This window comes from Streptomyces sp. HUAS TT11, from assembly GCF_051553595.1.
Classification (GTDB): Bacteria; Actinomycetota; Actinomycetes; order Streptomycetales; family Streptomycetaceae; genus Streptomyces.
The window spans coordinates 3,808,553-3,830,069 of the sequence record NZ_CP196184.1; the positions used below are offsets into that span (position 1 = coordinate 3,808,553).

Genomic DNA, 21,517 nt, shown 5'->3' on the forward strand with positions numbered 1-21,517 from the left:
TCTGTTCGTGCCCTCGAAGAACGACCGAGCCGACGAGGCCGGTACGCCCACCAAGTCGGAGCAGACCCGTGCGCTCATCCTGGAGACGGCGATGCGCCTGTTCCAGGAGCGCGGCTACGACAAGACGACGATGCGGGCGATCGCCAAGGAGGCCGGTGTCTCCGTCGGGAACGCCTACTACTACTTCGAGGGCAAGGAACATCTGATCCAGGGCTTCTACGACCGGATCGCCGCCGAGCACCGGGTGGCGGTCCGGGAGGTCCTGGAGCGGGAGACCGGCCTCGAGGCACGGCTCGCCGGGGTCCTGGAGGCATGGCTGGACATCGCCACGCCGTACCACGAATTCGCGGTGCAGTTCTTCAAGAACGCCGCCGACCCGGACAGTCCGCTCAGCCCCTTCTCCCCCGAGTCGGAGCACGCGCGCCAGGAGGCCATCGCCGTCCACAAGGAGGTGCTGGCCGGCGCGAAGACCAAGGTCTCCGCCGATCTGCGGGACGTCCTGCCCGAGTTGATGTGGCTCTCCCAGATGGGCCTCGTGCTGTATTGGATCTTCGACAGGACCGAGGGGCGCGAGCGCAGCTACCGGCTGGCCGAGCGCGGCGCCCGGCTCACCGCACGGGGTGTCGCCCTGGCCCGCTTCCGCGTGCTGCGGCCCCTCGTCCTCGAAGTGCACGAACTGTTCACGGACTTCCTGCCGGGCATGACGAGGATGCTGCCGGACCCCGGGAGCAGGCAGCGGGCCGAGTGACCACCACCACCCGAACACCGCCGGATTCGAAGACCGGGGCCCCTGCTCCGAGGCTCGGGCACCGGTCCGCGACATCGCCGGCCGCGGGCACCGGCGCCTTCGCATGCGGCGATCCGACCGGGGATGTGTACGGGAAGAACCGCGTCCACGTCCCCGGCGAGATCGGCACGCCGCCCGCCGAGATCGGCCTCGGTACGGGCGCGAGCCTCAAGGCCGGGCAGAAGAGGGCCGGTTGACGGCGTCCCACTCGTCGCCCGTGAGCTCCACGTCGTGCACCAGCGGTTCCTCCCCGACGACCACGTGCCGGGCCTTCGATCCGTACGCGGCGGCCGTGATCGCCACGAGGTAGGTGCCCGGCGAGGGGACCGCGAGGATGTACGAGCCGTCCGCCAGTGACGTGACACGGTCCAGCTGACGGCCGCCCTTCGAGAGCAGCGTCACGGCCGCTCCCTGGACCGACTCGCCGTCCGCGTCCCGTACGAACCCGTACACCACCGTCGCGCCACCGGCCGTCGGCCTCGTCTCCTGGTGCGGCTCCTCGCCCGGCTCCACCGCCAGATGCGGCAGCCGCTTCTCCAGCCAGCCGGGCAGCCACCAGTTCGCCCCACCGAGCAGGTGCATCACCGCCGGCACCAGCGCCGTCCGCAGGACGAACGCGTCCAGCGCCACGGCCGCAGCGAGCCCGACACCCGCCATCGCCGCGCCCGAGTTGCCGCTGAGCACGAACGCCAGGAACACACAGACCATGATCAGCGCCGCGGAGTTGATGACCCGGCTGGTCTCCGCGAGACCGACCCGGACGGCGCGCGCGTTGTCCTTGGTGTGCACCCACTCCTCGTGCATCCGGCTCACCAGGAAGACCTGGTAGTCCATCGACAGACCGAACAGCAGGGACAGCATGATGATCGGCAGGAAGGCCTGGATCGGCCCCTCCTTGCCGAGGCCCAGCAGGTCCAGGCCCCAGCCCCACTGGAACACCGCCACCAGGACGCCGAAGGACGACGCCGCGGCGATCAGGTTCATCACCGCGGCCGTCAGGGGCACCACGAGCGAGCGGAACGCGATCAGCAGGAGCAGGAAACCGAGCCCGATGATGGTCCCGATGAAGTACGGCAGCCGGTCGCCCGTGACGGACGCGAAGTCCTTGGACACCGCCGTGACGCCGCCGACATGGGCCTGCGCGCCCGCCTTCGGGATCACCTCGTCGCGCAGGGTGTCGATGAGCCTGTCCGTCCGCTCGGACTGCGGCGAGGTGGTCGGGACGACCTGGATGACCGTGACGCCCTGTGCGGGCGGCAGCGCGGCCGCCCGGGCCACGCCGTCCGTCTCCCGGATGCCCCGGACCAGCACATCCGTATCACCGCTGACCGAGACCACCTGCAGCGGTCCGTTGAAGCCGGGTCCGAAGCCCTCGGCGAGCAGGTCGTACGCCTTGCGGGTCGTCGTCGACGCGTCGTCGTTGCCCTGGTCGGCGGCCCCGAGGCGAAGGGAGAGCACGGGCAGGGCGAGCACGGTCATGACCACCACCGCGAGCACGGCGATCGTCCGGGGGCGCTTCTGCACCGTGGCCGACCACTTCGCCGCGAGACCGCTCGCCCGCTCCGGCTCGGGTCCCTGGGCCGCGAGCCGCCGCCGCTGCCGGCGGCTGAGCACCCGCGGGCCGAGCAGACCGAGCAGCGCCGGCAGCAGGGTGACGGCCGCGAGCACGCTCAGCACGACGGTGAGCGAGGTGCCGATGACCACACCGTCCAGGAAGCGCAGATTGGTCACCAGCATCCCCGCGAGCGCGATGCACACCGTGCCGCCCGCGAACAGCACGGCTCGGCCGGAGGTGTTGAGGGCGGTGACCGCCGCCTCCTCCGGTTCCATGCCGCGCAGGATGCCGCGCCGGTGCCGGGTGACGATGAACAGGGCGTAGTCGATGCCGACCCCGAGGCCGATCAACGAGGCCAGCAGCGGTGCGATGTCGGGTACGTCCGTGACATGGCTGATCAGCTGCGTGGAGAACAGCCCGATGCCGACGCCGAACACCGCGACGGCGATCGGCAGCAGCATCGCGAAGAGCGAGCCGAAGGCCAGGAACAGCACGACCGCCGCCGCCACGATGCCGACCATCTCGGACAGTCCGGTCGGCGGCTGCTGGATCCGGGTGATCGCCTGACCGCCCAACTCGACCTCGAGACCGCCGCGCTCCGCGCCCTGCGCCGTGTCGACGACGTCCTGGACCAGCTCTTGGGGCACCTCGTTGGCCCGCTCGGTGAACGTGAGCTGCGCGTACGCGATCGTCCCGTCCCGGCTGATCTGCGCCGCGCCCTGGGGGCCCGCATACGGGCTGCCGACCGCGCCGATCCCCGGCATCCGCGCGATCTTCGCCAGTGCGGGCTGGATCCGCGCCCGCACCGCCTCGTCGCGCACCGATCCCCGCTCGACCTTCCAGACCACCGTGTCGGTGTCGCCCGAGGCCTTCGGGAAGGCCTTCGTCATCAGGTCGTACGCGGTCTTGGAGTCCGTGTTCGGCAGGGAGAAGACATTCGCGTAGTCGGGCCCCTTCACGGACGCCGTCGCGCCCATCCCGACCAGTGCTCCCACCCACAACAACAGGACCAGCAACCGGTGCCGATAGCACCACCGCGCCAGTGTCGTCACTCTCCACCCTCCTTCATCGGCGTCCCCCAGGTCCCGGAGCACCAGGATCGGCGGCGGCGGGCCCGAACGGGCTCACCGCCGCCCGACTCTCAAGGAACTCCAAAGCGCCCGCCGCCCCGGCCGCCGGTGCCGCCGCGGATACTGGTGGGCATGACGGCCAACGAGGCAACACACGAAGGGGCCACGGTTCTCGTCGTGGAGGACGAGGAGAGCATCGCGGACGTCCTCGCCATCGCCCTGCGCTACCACCGCTTCCAGGTGATGATCGCGGGCACCGTGCGCGAGGCGCTCACCCTCGCGGAACGGACACGGCCGGACGCGGCGCTGCTCGACGTGATGCTGCCGGACGGCGACGGACGTGCGCTCGGCCGGGAACTCCGCGCCCGCCGACCGGACCTGGCACTGGTCTTCGTCACCGCGCGCGACGCGCCCGCCGAGATCGTCGGGGCGCTCGGCTTCGGCGACGACTACATCACCAAGCCGTTCAACATAGACGAGGTGGTCGCGCGTCTGCGGGCCGTACTGCGGCGCACGCGCCCGGCGGACGTCCTGCCCCAGCGTCCGCCGCTGCGCTACGGCGATCTGGAACTGGACGAGACGACCTACTCGGTGCACCGTGCGGGCCGCACGGTAGAACTGACCCCCACGGAGTACGCGCTGCTGCGCTTCCTGGTGCGCAACGGAGGCCGGATCGTGCCCAAGGAACAGCTGCTGCGCCATGTGTGGCAGTACGAACACACGCCACCCGAGTCGACGGTCGTCGAGACGTACGTCAGTTATCTGCGCCGCAAGCTCGACACGCTCGGACCCCCGATGATCACCACCCGGCGGGGTGTCGGATACGGCCTGGCATGACGCTCCTCCGACTCCCCCCGCTCCCCCGGCCACGGGGCATCCACTCCCTGCGCGGCAAGTTGACGCTGGCGAACGTGGGGCTGCTGGCGCTCGGCATCGTGGCCGCGACGGCCATCAGCCTGATGGGCATGCGGCACTACGTGCTCGGGCAGATCGACACGGAGCTGACCAAATCCCGCGACTCGCTCGTGCGTTCGCAGCTGACCCTGCGGGAGATCGACTCGCTGAGCGCGCTGGCGGTCGTCCGTGACCGGCTGCTGCCGCACAGCGGCGGCGACTCGCCGAACCCGGACTCCGTGTTCGCGGCCGTCGACCGGCACGGCACGGTGCTCACCGTCGCCGGCCTGAAGCCGACCGACGCCCAGCAGGCGCTCGCCTCCGCCGTCCACGACCCCGCCGCACTCGTCGTGGCCCCCCAGCCGCGCGACATCCACCTGCGCGGCGACCCCTACCGGGTGACCGGTGCGCGGCTCGCGGACGGCACCTATGTACTGCTCGCCCGCTCGACCCGGGTGCTGCACACCGGCATGGCCAAGGCGCTCAGACTCGATCTCACCATCGGGACCCTGCTGCTGGCCCTGCTCGCGGCGCTGACGATGATCAGCGTGGGCCGGCGGATGCGGCCGCTGGAGGACATGGTGGAGACGTCGTCGGCGATCGCCGAGGGCGATCTGACCCGGCGCATGCCCTCCAGCAAGGAGACCTCCCTGGAGGTCGAGCAGCTGCGCACCGCGCTCAACTCGATGCTCCACCAGGTGGAGTCCGCTTACCGCACACGCGAGCGCAGTGCCGCCCAGCTCCGCCACTTCGTCGCGGACGCGTCGCACGAGTTGCGCACGCCGCTGTCGGCGATACGCGGCTACCTCCAGCTGTACGACAAGGGGATGCTCACCGATCCGGCCGAGCGCAAGCGGTCCTGGGAGCGGATGATGGCCGAGGCGGACCGGATGGGGCGCCTGGTCGACGAACTCCTCGTCCTCGCCCGCCTGGACCAGCGGCCCGAACTCCGTTTCCGGAACGTGGACCTGAGCCGGCTGGTGCGGGACGCGGCGGAGGACCTGCGGGCCCAGCAGCCGGGGCGACCGGTGACGGTGCACGCGGACGGGGCGCTGCTCGTACGGGCCGACGAGTCGGGTCTGCGTCAGGTGCTCGGCAACCTCGTGACGAACGTCCGGGTCCACACACCCGCCGGCACCCCGGTGCTGCTCGGTCTCGAACGCGAGGGCGAGGTCGTACGGCTGTGCGTCGCGGACGAGGGGCCGGGCCTCGCGGAGGAGGACGCGGCACGTGTCTTCGACCGCTTCTTCCGCGCGGGCCAGGGTGCGGGCAGCGGGCTCGGCATGGCGATCGTGCACGGGGTGGTGGCAGCGCACGGCGGCGACGTGGCGGTGCGCACGGCGCCCGGCGAAGGGCTGGCGGTGACGGTCACGCTGCCGGAGCGGGCGCACGACCGGGACCACCGGTGAGCGCCCGCCCGGCGACCGTCAGATCCAGGTCAGCCGCCAGAGCCGGAAGACGCCGGTACCGTCCGACAGGAACTGCCCTCCGCCGACGTCCTCGCTGCTGACCACGTACTCCTTGCGCTGCCACAGCGGGATCAGCGGAACGTCGTCCGCCACATGCTGCTGGATCTGCTCGAAGTCGTCGGCGCTCCGGGCGCGGTCCGAGTACAGCTGGCTCTTCAGGATCAGCCCGTCGACGGCCTTGCTGCCGTAGCCGTTCTTCATGCTGTTGCCGGTGCCGATGAGCGGGGCGGTGAAGGTGTCCGGGTCGGGGTAGTCGGCCACCCAGCCGACGGCGTACGCGTCGAGCTTGCCTTCCGCGTACCGCTTCTGGAAGGCGGTCCACTCGTAGCCCTGGAGGTCCACCTTGAACAACCCGGTCGCCTCGAGCTGCCGCTTCAGCTCGGTGGCCTCCTCCTCGGCGGCGCCGCGGCCCTTGCCGTAGCCGTAGGTGAAGTGGACGGGCACCTGCGCCCCCGCCTCGGTGAGCAGGGCGCGGGCCTTGGCGACACTGTGCGTGGGGTAGGTGTTGAAGAACGAGGTGGTGTGACCCGTGATACCCGCCGGGATGAGCGAGTAGAGCGGGTCGGTGGTCCCCTCGTACACCTTGTCGATCAGTTCCTCGCGGTTGATCGTCATCGCGATGGCCCGGCGGACCCGGGGGTCGTGCAGCGGCGAGGCGGAGGTGGTGTTCAGGACCAGATTGCGGATCTCGGCGCTGTCGGCCTCGCTGACGCGCTGGTCGGGGTCGCTCGGCGAGAGGTCCGCGAGCATGGCGGGCGGCAGCTGGCGCGTGGCGACGTCGACCTGCTTCGCCTTCCAGGCCTTCTCCAGCGCGGCGGGGTCGCCGTAGTAGCGCAGGTCGATGGGCCGGCCCGTGTCCTTGACGTTGCCCTTGTAGTGGGTGTTCGGGGCGAGGACGGCGTTCTTGTCCTTCGTGTACGACCTCAGGTTGTACGGGCCCGTCCCGTCGGCACCGGAGTCACCGCGCAGCGCGTTCTGCGGGTACTTGGTGTGGTCGACGATCACTCCGGCGCCGGTGGCCACCTTGAAGGGGAACGTCGCGTCGGGCGAGGACAAATGGAAGGTGACGGTGAGCCCGTCGGCGTCGACCGAGTCCAGCGTCTCGAGCAGGGACGCGGGGCCCACATCGGAGTTGATCTTCTTGACCCGGTCGAAGGAGTACTTGACGTCCTCGGCGGTCATGGTGCGCCCGCTCGGGAACGTCAGCCCGTCGCGCAGGGTGCAGCGGTACGTCTTCAGGTCCGACCCGACGAACCTGCAGCTCTTCGCCGCGTCCGGTACCGGTTCCACACCCTCGGGTTCGAAGGTCAGCAGCGACTGGAACACGCTGCTGAACAACGCCCAGGATCCCGCGTCATAGGCCCCCGCCGGGTCCAGGGACGTGACGGCGTCCGTCGTCCCCACCGTGATCGTCTTGTTGTTGTTCTCCGCGGCCGGCAGCAACTGCCACCCGCCCACTCCCACTCCTGCCAGGACCAGCACAGTCGCGAGAATCCGTATGCGAACCGAACGCATCGGCGCGCCCTCCCCAGGCACTCAGCGCATGCCACTCCCCTGTGGCGCGGATCACCTAATCACAGGAGTTTGACCCGAGGGAAGAGGGATTTGTTGAGATGAGAATGAACTTGTCCAAGCCTTGATCCATCGGGATTTCACGGACCGGGTGGCAGGCTCACGCCTGCTTCGACGCAAGGTGCACGATCGTGATGTCCGACGGAGCGCCGACCCGCGTCGGCGGCCCCCAGGCACCCGCTCCCCGGGAGACGTACAGCTGCGTGTCGCCGTAGCGGTCCAGGCCCGCGACGGTCGGGTTGGCGGCGGCCGCCACGAGGTTGCCGGGCCAGAGCTGGCCGCCGTGGGTGTGGCCGGAGAGCTGAAGGTCCACGTGATGGCGCACGGCCTCGTGGATCTGGAGCGGTTGATGGGCCAGCAGCACCACGGCGCGCGAGGTGTCCCGCTCGCCCAGCGCCTTCCCGAAGTCGGGGCCCTCGCCCTCGCTCTCGCCCGCGAGGTCGTTGACGCCGGCCAGGTCGAACGCGGGCAGTTCCGTGCGCGCGTTCTCCAACGGGTGCAGACCGAGCCGGCGTACCTCCTCGACCCACTGGTCCGCGCCGGAGAAGTACTCGTGGTTGCCGGTGACGAAGTAGCTGCCGTGGCGCGCCCTCAGCCGGGACAGCGGGGCCGCCGCCGGGCCCAGGTCCTTCACGCTGCCGTCGACCAGGTCGCCGACGACCGCGATCAGGTCCGGCTGGGTCGAGTTGATCGTGTCCACCACGCGCTGTGCGAAGCCACGGCCGAGTACCGGGCCCAGATGGATGTCGCTCACGACGGCGATGCGGAACCCGTGGGCCGAGCGCGGCAGCCTGGCCAGCGGGACCGTGACGCGTTTCACGGCGGGGCCGCGCAGAACGCCGTAAGTGCCGTACCCCACCGTGCCGGCCGTGGCGGCGGCCACCGCGCCGCCGACCGCCCGGGAGACGAAGAGCCGGCGCGAGGGGTCCGCGGGCGCGGGCGCCGGTTCCACGACAGGTTCCGCGTTCGACCCGGACGGCGCGGGTGCCGTCCCCGCCGGGACCGGTGCGGGACTCGGCGTCGGCTCCCTCGTCCGCGCCCCGCGCCGCACCAGCAGGTGGACCAGGGGACGTACGAGTTCACCCGCGACCAGCGCCAGCAGCAGGTAGAGCGACACCGCCATCCACAGGAACCCGGGCCATCCCACGGTGCGCTGGAGCCAGAAGGGGGCTCCGGCCCGCTCGGCGACCAGGGCCGCGACCATGAGCACCGGTCCGGCGACCAGCACCACGGCGCCGGCACGGCGGGCCGGGCCCGGACCCCGGGTCGTGTCGCGCACCAGCCGGCGCCACGCGAACCAGTGCAGCGCCGCCAGGGCGACCAGGGCGGTCAGCGCGATCAACAGGACGACAACGACCACCGTTCTCCAGCCCTCCGCTATGACGTTCGCCGCAACGCGCGCAGTCCGCGCAACCCCAGGGCGCCGATGACAGTCCCCAAGACAAAGGAGACGACGGCAAGCGTCAAGTGCACCCAGAAGTAAGCCGTCGGATTCCCCGCGTCGTCGAACGCGAGTCCACTGCCGTCCTTCCACAGGTTCTTGACGAAAGTGATCCAGATGACCCAGCTCCACACCCCGAAGGCGAGCAGGAACCAGGAGACGGGGCGGCTGAGCTTCATGAGGTCAGTATCGCGGTTCTCCGGGCGCCGCTCGGCGCGGGGTACCGAGCATCGGCCGGGATACGGCGGGACTTCCCGCTCCGCGCCCTGTACTTTCGCCACCGTGTCCGCCATGAAGAAGATCGCCGGGCGCCGTCTGGCGCTCGCCACCGCAGCCCTGTTGCCCCTCTCGCTCGCAGCTCCCGCGACCGCCTTCGCGGACACGCAGAGCCCGACCCTGTCCCATGCGGCCACTCCCCCGGCCCGGATGTCGACCGTAGGCGGCGCGCTGCTGGGCAAGCCCGGAACCCAGGCGAACCTCGGCAGCGGTGCCCCCGTGCTCCCGAAGGACCTGACCGCGCGCTCCTGGATCGTCGCCGACGCCGAGTCCGGTGACGTTCTGGCCGCCCACAACGCGCACTGGCGGCTTCCCCCGGCGAGCACGCTGAAGATGCTGTTCGCCGACACGGTGCTGCCCAAGTTCCCGAGGAGCGAGAAGCACAAGGTGGCTCCCTCCGACCTGGCCGGCATGGGCGCCGGGTCCAGCCTGGTCGGGATAAAGGAGGGCGAGACCTACACGGTCCACGACCTGTGGCTCGGTGTCTTCCTGCGCTCCGGGAACGACGCCGTGCATGTGCTGTCCGCGATGAACCACGGCGTGAAGCAGACCGTCGAGGACATGCAGGCGCACGCCGAGGAGCTCCAGGCCCTCGACACGCACGTGGTCAGCCCCGACGGCTACGACGCCGGCGGCCAGGTCTCCTCCGCCTACGACCTGACCCTGTTCGCCCGCTCGGGGCTGCAGAAGAAGGACTTCCGCGAGTACTGCTCGACGGTGCGGGCGAAATTCCCGGGCGAGAGCACGAAGAAGCACGGCAAGACGACCCGCGGGTCCTTCGAGATCCAGAACACCAACCGGCTGCTGGCCGGGGACTTCGACATGACCCCGTACCAGGGCATCGCGGGTGTGAAGAACGGCAACACCACCAACGCGGGCGCCACCTTCACGGGGGTCGCCGAGCGCGGCGGCCGGGTGCTGCTCGTCACCGTGATGAACCCGGAGAAGAAGGACCACAACGAGGTCTACAAGGAGGCCGCCCGGCTGCTCGACTGGGGCTTCGGCGCGGCCGAGAAGGTGACTCCGGTGGGCGAACTCGTCGCGCCGCGGGGCGCACAGACGGGCGCACAGCCCAGCGCGCCCGCGACGGCCGCCGCGGGTGGGAAGCAGACCTCGGCCGGGCCGGTGGCCGCCTCGGTGCGGGAGAGCGGCTCCGGCGGGGTCGGCGTGGCGCTCGCCATCGCCGCCGGTGCGCTCGTGCTGCTCGCGGCGGGCGTCTTCCTGGTCAACCGCCGCTGGCCGCTGCCGGATCTGGTGCGCCGCCGGACGCGCCCCTGACACCGTCGGAATCGCTGCTCCGCGTCGCCGTCCAGGCGGCGCAGAACAGCACGAGTTTCGCGGTGAAGTTGATCCACAGCAGCAGGGCGACGGGTACCCCGAAGGCGCCGTACATGCTCTTCGAGGCGACGCCCTGGATGTATCCGCTGAGCAGCAGCTTGAGCAGTTCGAAGCCGACCGCGCCGATCAGGGCGGCGGTCAGCAGCCGGTGCCGTGGGGGTTCGACGCCGGGCAGCAGGGTGAGGACGTACAGCAGGACCAGGAAGTCGGCGACGACGGCGACGAGGAGGGCGGCGACCTGGAGCAGGACGCTGCCCCAGCCGTTTCGTTCCAGACCCAGTTGCCCGGCCACCCGGTCGATCAGCACCGAGGCGACGGTGGACACGGCGATGGTCACCAGGATCGCGCCGCCCAGGCCGACGAGCACCACCCCGTCCTTGGCCTTGGCCAGCACGGGGTTCTCACCCCTGTCGGGCAGCTCCCACACGGCACGCAGGCAGTCCCGCACCTGGGCCACCCAGCCGATGCCCACGAGGAACAGCGTGGCGCCGGCGATGAGACTGACGGTGCCCGCGTTCTGCACCAGCCCGTGGATGTCGAGCTGGCCGGAGATGCCGGGGAACTGCTCGGCGATCTTGTTCTGCAGCTCCTTCTGGCGGGACTCGCTGAGGGTCGCGGCGGCGATCGCGGCGGTGACGGTGAGCAGCGGGAAGAGCGCCACGAAGCTGATGAACGTCATCGCGGCGGCGAGCCGGGTCCACTTCACGCGGTCGAGGCGCTCGTAGGAGCGCCAGGCGTGCGTGGCCATGAGACGTACGACCAACGGCCCGATGACGGGGAGCTTCTTCAGCCAGTCCATGATCCGAATCTCCCCTCGTGTCCCTCGGTCACTCCTCGGGTACCCCCGTGGGCGCAGCATGCGGCATCGTCGGCCGCGTACGGCGACTCGCCCATTCCGGTGAGGAGCCGTACAGACCGAGGACATTGAGATGTTATGCCCGTTTCTCGGCGCTACGGTCACGGTCATGCCTGCCCTCAAGGACGCCTTCACCCCTCCGAAGTCCCTGCTGGTTCTCGGCGGCACGTCCGAGATCGCGCTGGCCACCGCGCGCCGCCTCGTCGCCCGCCGCGCCCGGACCGTATGGCTGGCAGGGCGCCCCTCCCCCGGCCTTCAGCGGGCAGCCGAGCACCTGAGCGAACTCGGGGCCGACACCCGCACGGTGGCCTTCGACGCGCTCGACCCGGAGGCCCACGAGAGCGTCCTCGGGAAGGTGTTCACGGAGGGCGAGATCGACGTGGTGATCCTCGCGTTCGGTGTGCTCGGCGATCAGGCGACCGACGAGCGCGACCCGATGGCCGCGGCACGTGTGGCGCAGACCAACTACACGGGCGCGGTCTCCGCGGGGCTGGTGTGCGCCCGTGCGCTCCAGGACCAGGGCCACGGCGCGCTGGTGGTGCTGTCGTCGGTCGCCGGTGAGCGCGCCCGCCGCGCGGACTTCATCTACGGCTCCAGCAAGGCGGGGCTCGACACGTTCGCGCAGGGCCTGGGCGACGCGCTGTACGGCACCGGCGTGCACGTCATGGTCGTACGCCCCGCCTCGGTCCGCAGACGCGGGACACCGGCCCGGGACGCGGCGCCTCTGGCCTCGACACCGGAGGAGATCGCCGCCGCGATCGAGATCGGCCTGCGCCGGCGGTCGGAGGTGGTGTGGGTGCCGGGAGCGCTGCGACTGGTGATGTCGGCGCTGCGGCACGTGCCCCGGGCGCTGTTCCGGCGGTTGCCCGTCCGGTGAGCGCTGTCCTCGGGCCGACGACAGGCCCTAGGACAGCGGGAGGGTGGCGTCCTCGGCCCGTGCGCACGCCTGCGGCGGCACGACCGCGCCACCGAACACGAACTCCCGCAGCTTGCGCCAGACGCCGTCCGCGCCCTGCTCGTACAGCGCGAACCCGGTGCAGGGCCATTCTGCGCGGTAGTCGGCGAGCTCCTCGTGGGCCCGGTCCATCGCCGCCTCGTCGATGCCGTGCGCGACCGTGACATGCGGGTGGTACGGGAAGAGCAGCTCGCGGGCCAACGGCCCGGAGGCGTCCCGGACCTGCTTCTGCAGCCGTGTGCACACCTCGGCGCCCTGGACGACCCTGACGTACACGACGGGCGACAGGGGCCGGAACGTGCCCGTCCCGGCGAGCCGCATCGGGAAGGGCCGGCCGGCCTCCGCGACCTCGACGAGGTGCGCCTCGATCACGGGCAGCTCGCGGGCGTCGACCTCCGTCGGAGGCAGCAGGGTGACGTGCGTGGGGATGCCGTGAGCCGCGGCGTCGCCGAAGCCCGCGCGCAGCTCCTGGAGCTGGCTGCCGTGAGGCTCCGGGACCGCGATCGACACACCGATCGTTACGGTCCCCACGTCGTCTCCTGTCGTCGTGTTGGTGTGCGTGGCCCGGGGCAGGACGAGCCGCCGCGGAGATGTTCGGCTTCCGACTGTACGGCCAGGTCCGTGCCCCCGGGCAGGCGCAGACGGAGTGGAGTGCAGCACTCCGCGGCGCGCCGGGGCCTGGTGGGGGTCAGTGCTTGGCAGGCAGGAAGCCGACCCGCGCGTATGCCTGCGAGAGGGTCTCCGCCGCGACCGCACGCGCCTTCTCCGCGCCCTTGGCCAGGATCGAGTCGAGTGACTCGGGGTCGTCCAGGTACTGCTGGGTGCGCTCCCGGAACGGCGTCACGAAGTCGACCATGACCTCGGCGAGGTCCGTCTTGAGCGCACCGTAGCCCTTGCCGGCGTACTTCTCCTCCAGCTCCGCGACACTCGCACCGCTGAGGGTCGAGTAGATGGTCAGCAGATTGCTGACGCCCGGCTTCTCCTCCGGGTCGTACCGGATGACGGTGTCGGTGTCCGTGACGGCGCTCTTGACCTTCTTGGCGGTGGTCTTCGGGTCGTCGAGCAGGTTGATCAGGCCCTTCGGCGTGGACGCCGACTTGCTCATCTTGATCGACGGCTCCTGAAGGTCGTAGATCTTCGCCGTCTCCTTCAGGATGTACGGCCGCGGGACCGTGAAGGTGTCCCCGAACCGGCCGTTGAAGCGCTCGGCGAGGTCGCGGGTCAGCTCGATGTGCTGGCGCTGGTCCTCACCGACCGGCACCTCGTTGGCCTGGTACAGCAGGATGTCCGCGACCTGGAGGATCGGGTACGTGAACAGGCCGACGCTCGCACGGTCGGCGCCCTGCTTGGCGGACTTGTCCTTGAACTGGGTCATACGGCTCGCCTCGCCGAAGCCGGTGAGGCAGTTCATGATCCAGGCGAGCTGGGCGTGCTCGGGGACGTGGCTCTGCACGAAGAGCGTGCACCGCTCCGGGTCGAGCCCGGCCGCGAGCAGCTGGGCGGCGGCGAGCCGGGTGTTGGCGCGCAGCTCAGCGGGGTCCTGCGGGATGGTGATCGCGTGCAGGTCGACGACCATGTAGAACGCGTCGTGGGTCTCCTGGAGGGCAACCCACTGGCGGACGGCGCCGAGGTAGTTGCCGAGGTGGAACGAGCCGGCGGTGGGCTGGATCCCGGAGAGCACGCGAAGAGAGGCCATGTCCGCCATTCTCTCAGGTCGAGGGGCCCCCTCCGGAACGTGCGGGAAACGGGTGCGGACCGAAGCGTCGTCGACGGTGTAACAAGGGGACATGACAAACAAGGGGGGCCTCGTGCGCGGGCCTGGCAGGCTGCTGGCGACCCTGGCGGTGACGGTCGCGGCGCTGACGGCGGCCACCGCTCCGTCGCAGGCCGTGAGCAAGGACATACCCGACGTGGCGCTCGTCGTGGCGGGCGGCAGCGGCCGCACGACGGCACTGCACTCGGGTGACCGCGACTTCGCGCTGCTGCTGCAACTGCTGTCCCCGATGGACAGTGGAACGGAGCAGGTGCCGGAGGACTGGACCCGGGGCCGGTATCCACGGGTACGGGCCACCGTCGTGTGGGCGCTGACCGGGATCGGGGGCTGGCCCTACACCCGCAGGGCACCCGGCGGCGACGTGGCCATCGAGCGGGAGGACCAGGTCTTCCTGGCGGGGGACGGGACGGCGTGGGTGCGCTCGGACCCGGCACCGGACGTGTCCGACGACGACATCCGGTGGCGGCGGGTGCCTCGGTCGGTCTTCGACCGGCTGGCCGAGGGCGGCCTCCTCGGGGAGCGCGTCGCCGCCGAGGACGGCTCCGCGGACGTACTGCGCTGGGGCGCCGGGGGACTCGGGGCGGGGCTGGTGCTGGGGGGCGGCGGCGTGTTCGTCGCGCTGCGGCGGGCGGCGGCCCGGCGGGAAGCCGGACCGCCGCGACAGGAGCTCATCGATCTCGGAGACCTCCGGTGACGGTCGCCGCGCGGGCCCCGGTCAGCTCAGGTCGATCTCCGGGTACAGCGGGAAGCCGGTCAGCAGGTCGGACGCCCGGCGGGCGACCTCGTCCGCGACCTTGAGGTCCAGCACGTGCTGGGCCTTCGAGGGGGTTCCCTTGCCCGTGGTGCCGGGGACGGCCTCGGTCAGCACACGGTCGATCAGGCCGGCGATCTCGTCCATCTCCACGACGCCGAGGCCGCGGGTGGTCAGCGCCGGCGTGCCGATGCGGATGCCCGAGGTGTACCAGGCTCCGTTCGGGTCGGCCGGGACGGCGTTGCGGTTGGTGACGATGCCCGACTCCAGCAGCGCCGCTTCCGCCTGACGGCCGGTGAGGCCGTAGGAGGAGGCCACGTCGATCAGGTTCAGGTGGTTGTCGGTGCCGCCGGTCACGAGGGTGGCGCCGCGGCGCACCAGGCCTTCGGCCAGGGCGCGGGAGTTGTCGACGATCCGCCGGGCGTAGTCGCGGAAGGACTCCCGCCGGGCCTCCGCAAGGGCGACCGCCTTGGCGGCCATCACATGCGGCAGCGGACCGCCCAGCACCATCGGGCAACCGCGGTCGACCTGGTCCTTGAGCGAGTCGTCGCACAGGACCATGCCGCCGCGCGGGCCGCGCAGCGACTTGTGGGTGGTCGTCGTCACGATCTGGGCGTGCGGGATCGGGTCGAAGTCGCCGGTCAGGACCTTGCCCGCGACGAGGCCGGCGAAGTGCGCCATGTCGACCATGAGCGTCGCGCCGACCTCGTCGGCGATCTCGCGCATGATCCGGAAATTCACCAGGCGGGGGTAGGCCGAGTAGCCCGCCACGATGATCAGCGGCCTGAACTCGCGGGCCGAGGCACGCAGGGCCTCGTAGTCGATCAGGCCCGTGACCGGGTCCGTGCCGTACGAGCGCTGCTCGAACATCTTGCCGGAGATGTTCGGGCGGAAGCCATGGGTGAGGTGACCGCCCGCGTCCAGGGACATACCGAGCATGCGCTGGTTGCCGAAGGACCGGCGCAACTCGGACCAGTCCTCCTCGGACAGGTCGTTGACCTGGCGGACACCGGCCTTCTCCAGGGCGGGGGCCTCGACCCGCTGGGCGAGGACGGCCCAGAAGGCGACCAGGTTGGCGTCGATGCCCGAGTGCGGCTGGACATAGGCGTGCCGGGCGCCGAACAGCTCCTTGGCGTGCTCGGCGGCGAGCGACTCGACGGTGTCGACGTTGCGGCAGCCGGCGTAGAAGCGGCGGCCGACGGTGCCCTCGGCGTACTTGTCGCTGAACCAGTTGCCCATCGCCAGCAGCGTGGCCGGGGAGGCGTAGTTCTCGGAGGCGATCAGCTTGAGCATCTCGCGCTGGTCGGCGATCTCCTGGCCGATGGCGTCGGCCACCCTCGGCTCCACGGCGCGGATCACGTCCAGGGCGGCTCGGAAGGCCGCGGACTCGGTGGAGAGTGGCTGCTCTGGCATGGGGACCTCCGGACGGCGGGCGTTCAGCGTTCACGGTCGGCCCAGGCGCACGGCACTCGATCGCTCGACTACGGGCCGCTCCCCGATGGTCGGTCCCATCCCAGCGCGCCAGTCACGGCCCGTCGCTCAGACTACCGGGCAGGCCCGTCGGCCAGGCTCCCGCGTCCACCATGCGAGCGACGATAGGAAGGGGGAAAACGTCCTCGCCCGGCCGGAAGGGGAGCCCCGTGAGCATCACCGACACCTTCGTCGCCGTGGCCGAGGCACACAGCGCGCCCACCTACCACCCCCTCCCCGTCGTCGTGGCCACCGCGGACGGGGCCTGGATGACGGATGTGGAGGGGCGCCGCTATCTGGATCTGCTCGCCGGGTACTCGGCGTTGAACTTCGGCCACTGCAACCGGCGGTTGATCGAAGCGGCCGAGGCGCAGCTGGAGCGGGTGACACTGACCTCCCGGGCGTTCCACCACGACCGGTTCGGGGCGTTCTGCGAGCAGCTCGCGGCGCTGTGCGGCATGGAGATGGTGCTGCCGATGAACACGGGCGCCGAGGCGGTGGAGAGCGCCGTCAAGACGGCCCGCAAGTGGGGCTACCGGGTCAAGGGCGTGCCCGCCGGAAGGGCGAAGATCGTGGTCGCGGGCAACAACTTCCACGGCCGTACGACGACGATCATCAGCTTCTCCACCGACCCCGCGGCACGCGCGGACTTCGGGCCCTACACGCCGGGCTTCGAGATCGTGCCCTACGGCGATCTGACCGCGATGCGCGCGGCGATGACCGAGAACACGGTGGCGGTGCTGCTCGAACCGATCCAGGGCGAGGCGGGCGTGCTGGTGCCGCCCGCCGGCTACCTGCCCGCGGTACGGGAGCTCACCCGTGAACGCGGCGTGCTCTTCGTCGCCGACGAGATCCAGTCGGGTCTCGGCCGGACGGGACGGACGTTCGCCTGCGAGCACGAGGGTGTCGTCCCGGACGTGTACGTGCTCGGCAAGGCGCTCGGCGGCGGGATCGTGCCGGTGTCGGCCGTGGTGTCGAGCGCCGAGGTGCTCGGGGTGTTCCGGCCGGGCGAGCACGGTTCGACCTTCGGCGGGAACCCGCTCGCCTGCGCGGTGGCGCTCGAGGTGATCGCGATGCTGCGGTCCGGGGAGTACCAGGCACGCGCCGCGGAGCTGGGCGACCGTCTGCACCGTGAGCTGGGCGCGTTGGCCCGCACCGGCCGGGTCACCGGGGTACGCGGGCGCGGTCTGTGGGCGGGGGTGGACATCCATCCCGGCTGCGGCACGGGCCGGGAGGTCGCCGAGAAGCTGATGGACCGGGGTGTCCTGGTGAAGGACACCCACGGGTCCACCGTCCGCATCGCCCCGCCGCTCGTCATCGGCGAGGAGGACCTGGACTGGGGGCTCGCCCGGTTGCGGGAGGTCCTTGGCCTCTAGAGGATCACGTGCGGCAGGAAGCGGGCGTACTCGTCGGTGATCAGGCCGGAGGACTCGCGGATGCCGAGCCCCGCCGACTCGTCCCCGACGACCCAGGCCCCGAGGACGACGCGGTTGCCGTCGAACGACGGCAGGGGCGCGAGTTCCTGGTAGCAGCACGCCTCGTCGCGCACGACGGGCTCGGGCCCCGGCTCGTGGACCGTCACCCCCTCGCCCTCGCGGCCGAGGAGCGGCTTGGCGACGTAGCCCGCGGTGCCGGCCAGATCGCGGGGGCCGTCCAGGTAGGCGGGGAGCAGGTTCGGATGACCCGGGTACAGCTCCCAGAGGATCGCCAGGAGCGCCTTGTTGCTGAGCAGCATCTTCCAGGCGGGCTCGATCCACAGGGTGCTGCCCGTACCGCCGCCGTTGTCGAGGGTGTCCAGGACGTGTCCGGCGAAGCGGTCCGTGGTCAGCCACTCCCAGGGGTAGAGCTTGAAGCAGCTGCGGACGAACCGGAGCCTGTTGTCGACGAAACGCCCGGAGAGCGGATCCCAGCCGATCTCCTCCATGGAGATCCAGTCGGTGTCGAGACCGGCCTGCTCGGCGGTCTCCTTCAGATAGGCGATCGTCATCAGGTCCTCACCGAGCTCGTCGGCCGAGGAGTGCGCGAAGTGGAGCGGGCTGCCGGGCGGAAGGAGGGCGGACTGCTTCTTCCAGGCCGCGACCAGGCGTTCGTGCAGGGAGTTCCACTGGTCGGCGTCCGGGAAGCGGTCCTCCATCCAGAACCACTGGGGACTGGCCGCCTCGACCAGGGACGTGGGCGTGTCGGCGTTGTACTCCAGCAGCTTCGCCGGTCCCGTGCCGTCGTAGCGCAGGTCGAATCTGCCGTACACGGAGGGGAGTTCGGCGCGGCGGTGCCAGGCCTCGGCGACGGCTGCCACGACGCGCGGTTCGGTGAGCCCGAGGTCGGCGAAGCGGTCCGCGGCGACGATGTGCCCGGCCGCGGCCAGGCACATCCCGTGCAGTTCCTCGACGGTCCCCTCCAGCGCCTCGACCTCGGGCAGCGTGAAGACGTAGTACGCGCTCTCGTCCCAGTACGGGCGCAGCGAGTCGTCCGGGTGGCGGGTCAGGGGGTAGACGAGGCCCTGCGCCTCGACGGTCCGCTGCCAGCCGGGACGCGGCTCGACGGTGCGGCGTTCCACGGCGGGCTCAGCCGCCGGACTTGCCGTGGCTGCCGAAGCCGCCCCGGTCGACGCTGTGGCTCCCGCCGCCGGACCCCTTGCCGGGCCGGGTGAAGGAACCGCCGTCGACGAAGCCGCTCTTCTTCTTGCCGCCGTAGTACCAGGAGCCGTGGGAGGATGTTTCGGCCGACGTGCAGTTCTTGTCGGCGACGACCCGGTAGCCCCGGCCGAGGGTGTAACTGTCGCGGTCGACACAGCGCTTGTCCGGGTCCGAGGAGCAGGCGGTGAGGGCGGCGGCGAGGAGTCCCATGCCACCGAGGACGACCGTGCCCGAGCGCAGTTGCCGGCGTGTGTCCGCCATGTTCGTGTTCCCCCGTCGAGTGAGACTTCGTTGAGTGGGACGTCGGTGAGACGTCGGTGAGTTTCCGCCCGACAGACTAGAGATCGTCACTCGGGTGTTCGAGTATGCCCCCGCCCCTCCGCCACCCCCTGGAGTCGCTTTGTGCTCTTTGGAATGATCTGCGCGCTGGGTGCGGCCGTCTGCTTCGGTACGGCGACCGTGTTGCAGGCGATGGCGGCACGCTCGGCGGGCGAAGGCCCGGGCGGGGACGCGGCGCTGCTGCTGCGGGCTCTTCGGCAGTGGCGGTTCCTGGCGGGACTCGCGCTGGACGGGCTCGGGTTCCTGTTGCAGATCGCGGCGCTGCGCTCGCTCCCGATCTACGCGGTGGCGGCGGCCCTCGCCTCCAGCCTGGCGGTCACGGCGGTGGTCGCGGCCCGGCTGCTGCGCGTGCGGCCGACCGGGAATGAGTGGGCGGCGGTCGCGGTGGTCTGCGCCGGGCTGGCGATGCTGGGCGTGGCCTCGGGGACGGAGGGCGGCCGCGCGGGGTCCACGGAACTGAAGTACGCGATGCCGGCGGCGGCCGTGGCCGTGCTGCTGCTCGGTCCGGCCGGGGGCCGATTGCGGGGGTGGCGCCGGGACCTGGTGCTGGGGCTCTGCGCCGGGTTCGGTTTCGGGGTCGTCGAGGTGTCGGTGCGGCTCATCGACTCACTGGCGCCCGGACCACTGCTCACCGATCCGGCGACGTACGCGCTCGTGCTGGGCGGCGGGGCGGCCTTTCTGCTGCTGACCACGGCGCTGGAGCGGGGATCGGTCACGGTGGCCACCGCGGGCATGGTGGTGGGCGAGACGGTGGGGCCGGCCGCGATCGGGGTGGTGTGGCTGGGCGACCGCACCCGTGAGGGGCTGGCCTGGCTCGCGGTCGTGGGCTTCGTCGTCGCGGTGGCGGGGGCGCTGGCGCTCGCACGGTTCGGGGAGGCGCCCGTCGCCGAGGGGTGAGGGTCCCGGCCGTCAGGGCAGCACCCTGCACAGGGCCTCGAGCGCTCCAGGCCATCCGTGGTCGGGCGGTGTTCCGTACCCCACGACCAGGGCGTCCACCGGCTCGACGGCCGCATCGGGGTGGCGGTAGCCGCCCAGCCCGTGTACCGCGAGGCCCTGCCACGCCGCCGCGCGCACCACACTCCGCTCGGTGCCCGGCGGGAGCCGCAGGACCGCGTGCAGTCCTGCGGCGATCCCGGTGACGCTGACACCGGGGGCGCGGACCGCCAGGGCCCGGACCAGGGCGTCGCGCCGGCGCCGGTAGCGCAGCCGGGCGGCGCGTACATGGCGGTCGTACGCGCCCGACGTGAGGAACTCCGCCAGGGTCAGCTGGTCGAGCACGCCGCATGTGTCGGTGACTCCCTTGGCCGCGACGGCCTCCTCGACGAGCGCCTCGGGCAGCACCATCCAGCCCAGGCGCAGCCCTGGGGCCAGGGACTTGCTGGCCGTGCCCAGATACACCACGTGGTCGGGGTCGAGTCCCTGCAACGCCCCGACCGGCTGCCGGTCGTAGCGGAACTCCCCGTCGTAGTCGTCCTCGAGGATCAGTCCGCCGCTGTTCCGCGCCCAGTCCACCACGGCCGCCCGCCGGCCGGGACTCAGCGGTACACCCATCGGGAACTGATGGGCCGGAGTCAGCAGTGCCGCTCCCGGCCCCGCCAGCTCCTCGGTACTCGTGCCCCGTACGTCGAACGGAAGGGGGTAGGTGCGCAGACCGGCCGCCTCCAGGAGCTCCCAGTGGGCCTCGAGCCCGTACGTCTCGACGGCGACCGAGGGGACTTTGCGTGCGCGCAGCACCCCGCCGAGGATCGTCAGCCCGTGCCCGAAACCCGCGCAGATCAGGACGCGCTCGGGGTCGGCTCGCACCCCCCGGGCGCGGGACAGGTACTCCGCGAGCGCGGTGCGCAGTGTCGCGAGGCCGCGCGGGTCGCCGTAGCCGAGGACCTCGTTCGGTGCCGCCGTCAGGGCGCGGCGGGCGGCCCTGAGCCAGGCGGCGCGGGGGAAGGAGGCGAGATCGGGGGTGCCGGGTTGCAGGTCGTGGACGGGTCGGCCGCGCTCTCGGGGACGGCGCGCGGCGGGGGTGACCGGCGGCTCGGGCGAGGTCCGTTCGGCCACCCGGGTGCCCGAGCCCTGGCGTGCGACGAGCCACCCCTCGGCCACGAGGTCGGCGTACGCGTCGGCGACCGTGTTGCGGGCGATGCCCAGGTCGGCGGCGAGCGAGCGGGAGGAGGGCAGCCGGGTCCCCTGCGCGAGCCGGCCGGTGCGCACCGCCTCGCGCAGCGCGCTGGTCAGCCCTTTGCGCACTCCCGGTCCGGTCGGCTCCAGATGAAGATCGACCCCGAAAGTGGCCCAGGATTTCGCCATGGAAATGAACCATACTCCTGGGCTGCTCCGCTC

19 protein-coding genes and 1 riboswitch are annotated in these 21,517 nt (G+C 71.4%); of the genes, 8 read left to right on the forward strand and 11 right to left on the reverse strand.

What is annotated here, in order from left to right; all coding sequences use genetic code 11:
* Nucleotides 1–7: 7 nt before the first annotated feature.
* Nucleotides 8–748: a TetR/AcrR family transcriptional regulator gene (locus ACSHXN_RS16960; RefSeq protein WP_355136039.1), complete on the forward strand. Its 741-nt coding sequence runs from the start codon at nt 8–10 to the stop codon at nt 746–748.
* A 207-nt stretch (nt 749–955) separates the two neighbouring features.
* On the opposite strand, the gene ACSHXN_RS16965 is transcribed toward ACSHXN_RS16960, so the two are convergent.
* Nucleotides 956–3,385, reverse strand: coding sequence for an MMPL family transporter (locus tag ACSHXN_RS16965; protein ID WP_355136200.1), 2,430 nt, complete (start codon nt 3,383–3,385; stop codon nt 956–958).
* Between the two features lie 159 nt (nt 3,386–3,544).
* Here ACSHXN_RS16965 and ACSHXN_RS16970 point away from each other — a divergent pair, with 159 nt between their 5' ends.
* Nucleotides 3,545–4,249: a response regulator transcription factor gene (locus tag ACSHXN_RS16970; RefSeq protein ID WP_355136035.1), complete on the forward strand. Its 705-nt coding sequence runs from the start codon at nt 3,545–3,547 to the stop codon at nt 4,247–4,249.
* Nucleotides 4,246–5,715, forward strand: a complete 1,470-nt coding sequence (locus ACSHXN_RS16975) for a sensor histidine kinase (RefSeq protein ID WP_355136033.1) — start codon at nt 4,246–4,248, stop codon at nt 5,713–5,715. Before ACSHXN_RS16970 ends, ACSHXN_RS16975 begins: the two co-directional genes overlap by 4 nt.
* 18 nt (nt 5,716–5,733) lie before the next feature.
* On the opposite strand, the gene ACSHXN_RS16980 is transcribed toward ACSHXN_RS16975, so the two are convergent.
* The 3 genes from ACSHXN_RS16980 to ACSHXN_RS16990 all read right to left on the reverse strand — a co-directional run bounded on the left by ACSHXN_RS16980 (nt 5,734) and on the right by ACSHXN_RS16990 (nt 8,967).
* Nucleotides 5,734–7,290, reverse strand: coding sequence for an ABC transporter substrate-binding protein (locus tag ACSHXN_RS16980; RefSeq protein WP_355136031.1), 1,557 nt, complete (start codon nt 7,288–7,290; stop codon nt 5,734–5,736).
* Nucleotides 7,291–7,447: 157 nt separating this feature from the next.
* Nucleotides 7,448–8,707: a metallophosphoesterase gene (locus ACSHXN_RS16985; protein ID WP_438303301.1), complete on the reverse strand. Its 1,260-nt coding sequence runs from the start codon at nt 8,705–8,707 to the stop codon at nt 7,448–7,450.
* A gap of 17 nt (nt 8,708–8,724) precedes the next feature.
* Nucleotides 8,725–8,967 (reverse strand): SCO4848 family membrane protein, encoded by a 243-nt coding sequence (locus tag ACSHXN_RS16990; RefSeq protein WP_059128518.1) that lies wholly within the window; start codon nt 8,965–8,967, stop codon nt 8,725–8,727.
* 112 nt (nt 8,968–9,079) lie between these two features.
* Between ACSHXN_RS16990 and ACSHXN_RS16995 the strand changes: the two genes are divergently transcribed.
* On the forward strand, nt 9,080–10,342 hold the full coding sequence (locus ACSHXN_RS16995) for a D-alanyl-D-alanine carboxypeptidase family protein (protein WP_438303302.1): 1,263 nt from the start codon (nt 9,080–9,082) through the stop codon (nt 10,340–10,342).
* On the opposite strand, the gene ACSHXN_RS17000 is transcribed toward ACSHXN_RS16995, so the two are convergent.
* Nucleotides 10,290–11,201, reverse strand: a complete 912-nt coding sequence (locus ACSHXN_RS17000; RefSeq protein WP_355136025.1) for a YihY/virulence factor BrkB family protein — start codon at nt 11,199–11,201, stop codon at nt 10,290–10,292. The two genes, ACSHXN_RS16995 and ACSHXN_RS17000, sit on opposite strands and share 53 nt — an antisense overlap.
* 166 nt (nt 11,202–11,367) lie before the next feature.
* On the opposite strand from ACSHXN_RS17000, the gene ACSHXN_RS17005 reads away from it, so the two are divergent.
* Complete coding sequence (locus ACSHXN_RS17005) at nt 11,368–12,135, forward strand: decaprenylphospho-beta-D-erythro-pentofuranosid-2-ulose 2-reductase (protein WP_355136023.1); 768 nt, start codon at nt 11,368–11,370, stop codon at nt 12,133–12,135.
* A 27-nt stretch (nt 12,136–12,162) separates the two neighbouring features.
* Here the strand turns inward: ACSHXN_RS17005 and ACSHXN_RS17010 are convergent, their stop codons facing one another.
* The gene (locus ACSHXN_RS17010; RefSeq protein ID WP_438303303.1) at nt 12,163–12,744 is read right to left on the reverse strand and encodes a 2'-5' RNA ligase family protein; all 582 of its coding nucleotides are present in this window, start codon (nt 12,742–12,744) and stop codon (nt 12,163–12,165) included.
* Nucleotides 12,745–12,901: 157 nt separating this feature from the next.
* Entirely contained in the window at nt 12,902–13,918 is a 1,017-nt protein-coding gene (gene trpS / locus ACSHXN_RS17015; protein WP_383358080.1) for a tryptophan--tRNA ligase, read from the reverse strand.
* Nucleotides 13,919–14,000: 82 nt separating this feature from the next.
* Between trpS and ACSHXN_RS17020 the strand changes: the two genes are divergently transcribed.
* On the forward strand, nt 14,001–14,681 hold the full coding sequence (locus ACSHXN_RS17020; RefSeq protein ID WP_356111942.1) for a hypothetical protein: 681 nt from the start codon (nt 14,001–14,003) through the stop codon (nt 14,679–14,681).
* Nucleotides 14,682–14,702: 21 nt separating this feature from the next.
* On the opposite strand, the gene ACSHXN_RS17025 is transcribed toward ACSHXN_RS17020, so the two are convergent.
* Entirely contained in the window at nt 14,703–16,151 is a 1,449-nt protein-coding gene (locus tag ACSHXN_RS17025; protein WP_383358078.1) for a glycine hydroxymethyltransferase, read from the reverse strand.
* Between the two features lie 32 nt (nt 16,152–16,183).
* Nucleotides 16,184–16,277: riboswitch (ZMP/ZTP riboswitch) on the reverse strand.
* A 101-nt stretch (nt 16,278–16,378) separates the two neighbouring features.
* Here ACSHXN_RS17025 and rocD point away from each other — a divergent pair.
* Entirely contained in the window at nt 16,379–17,584 is a 1,206-nt protein-coding gene (rocD, locus tag ACSHXN_RS17030; protein WP_438303304.1) for an ornithine--oxo-acid transaminase, read from the forward strand.
* Here rocD and ACSHXN_RS17035 read toward each other — a convergent pair.
* Together ACSHXN_RS17035 and ACSHXN_RS17040 are read right to left on the reverse strand one after the other, a co-directional pair.
* Nucleotides 17,581–18,765, reverse strand: a complete 1,185-nt coding sequence (locus ACSHXN_RS17035) for a glutathionylspermidine synthase family protein (RefSeq protein WP_356111939.1) — start codon at nt 18,763–18,765, stop codon at nt 17,581–17,583. The genes rocD and ACSHXN_RS17035 overlap by 4 nt on opposite strands.
* A gap of 7 nt (nt 18,766–18,772) precedes the next feature.
* A complete protein-coding gene (locus ACSHXN_RS17040) occupies nt 18,773–19,105 on the reverse strand; it encodes a hypothetical protein (RefSeq protein WP_355141550.1) in 333 nt (110 codons plus the stop codon).
* A 153-nt stretch (nt 19,106–19,258) separates the two neighbouring features.
* On the opposite strand from ACSHXN_RS17040, the gene ACSHXN_RS17045 reads away from it, so the two are divergent.
* Nucleotides 19,259–20,080, forward strand: coding sequence for a hypothetical protein (locus tag ACSHXN_RS17045; RefSeq protein WP_356112005.1), 822 nt, complete (start codon nt 19,259–19,261; stop codon nt 20,078–20,080).
* Nucleotides 20,081–20,092: 12 nt separating this feature from the next.
* On the opposite strand, the gene ACSHXN_RS17050 is transcribed toward ACSHXN_RS17045, so the two are convergent.
* Complete coding sequence (locus ACSHXN_RS17050) at nt 20,093–21,484, reverse strand: PLP-dependent aminotransferase family protein (protein ID WP_356111937.1); 1,392 nt, start codon at nt 21,482–21,484, stop codon at nt 20,093–20,095.
* Between the last annotated feature and the right edge of the window lie 33 nt (nt 21,485–21,517).

Coding starts and splice junctions, on each gene's coding strand:
- ACSHXN_RS16970 (WP_355136035.1), top strand. CDS start 3,545: ATGACGGCCAACGAGGCAACACACGAAGGGGCCACGGTTCTCGTCGTG.
- ACSHXN_RS16975 (WP_355136033.1), top strand. CDS start 4,246: ATGACGCTCCTCCGACTCCCCCCGCTCCCCCGGCCACGGGGCATCCAC.
- ACSHXN_RS16980 (WP_355136031.1), bottom strand. CDS start 7,290: ATGCGTTCGGTTCGCATACGGATTCTCGCGACTGTGCTGGTCCTGGCA.
- ACSHXN_RS16990 (WP_059128518.1), bottom strand. CDS start 8,967: ATGAAGCTCAGCCGCCCCGTCTCCTGGTTCCTGCTCGCCTTCGGGGTG.
- ACSHXN_RS16995 (WP_438303302.1), top strand. CDS start 9,080: ATGAAGAAGATCGCCGGGCGCCGTCTGGCGCTCGCCACCGCAGCCCTG.
- ACSHXN_RS17000 (WP_355136025.1), bottom strand. CDS start 11,201: ATGGACTGGCTGAAGAAGCTCCCCGTCATCGGGCCGTTGGTCGTACGT.
- ACSHXN_RS17005 (WP_355136023.1), top strand. CDS start 11,368: ATGCCTGCCCTCAAGGACGCCTTCACCCCTCCGAAGTCCCTGCTGGTT.
- trpS (WP_383358080.1), bottom strand. CDS start 13,918: ATGGCGGACATGGCCTCTCTTCGCGTGCTCTCCGGGATCCAGCCCACC.
- ACSHXN_RS17020 (WP_356111942.1), top strand. CDS start 14,001: ATGACAAACAAGGGGGGCCTCGTGCGCGGGCCTGGCAGGCTGCTGGCG.
- ACSHXN_RS17025 (WP_383358078.1), bottom strand. CDS start 16,151: ATGCCAGAGCAGCCACTCTCCACCGAGTCCGCGGCCTTCCGAGCCGCC.
- ACSHXN_RS17040 (WP_355141550.1), bottom strand. CDS start 19,105: ATGGCGGACACACGCCGGCAACTGCGCTCGGGCACGGTCGTCCTCGGT.
- ACSHXN_RS17045 (WP_356112005.1), top strand. CDS start 19,259: ATGATCTGCGCGCTGGGTGCGGCCGTCTGCTTCGGTACGGCGACCGTG.
- ACSHXN_RS17050 (WP_356111937.1), bottom strand. CDS start 21,484: ATGGCGAAATCCTGGGCCACTTTCGGGGTCGATCTTCATCTGGAGCCG.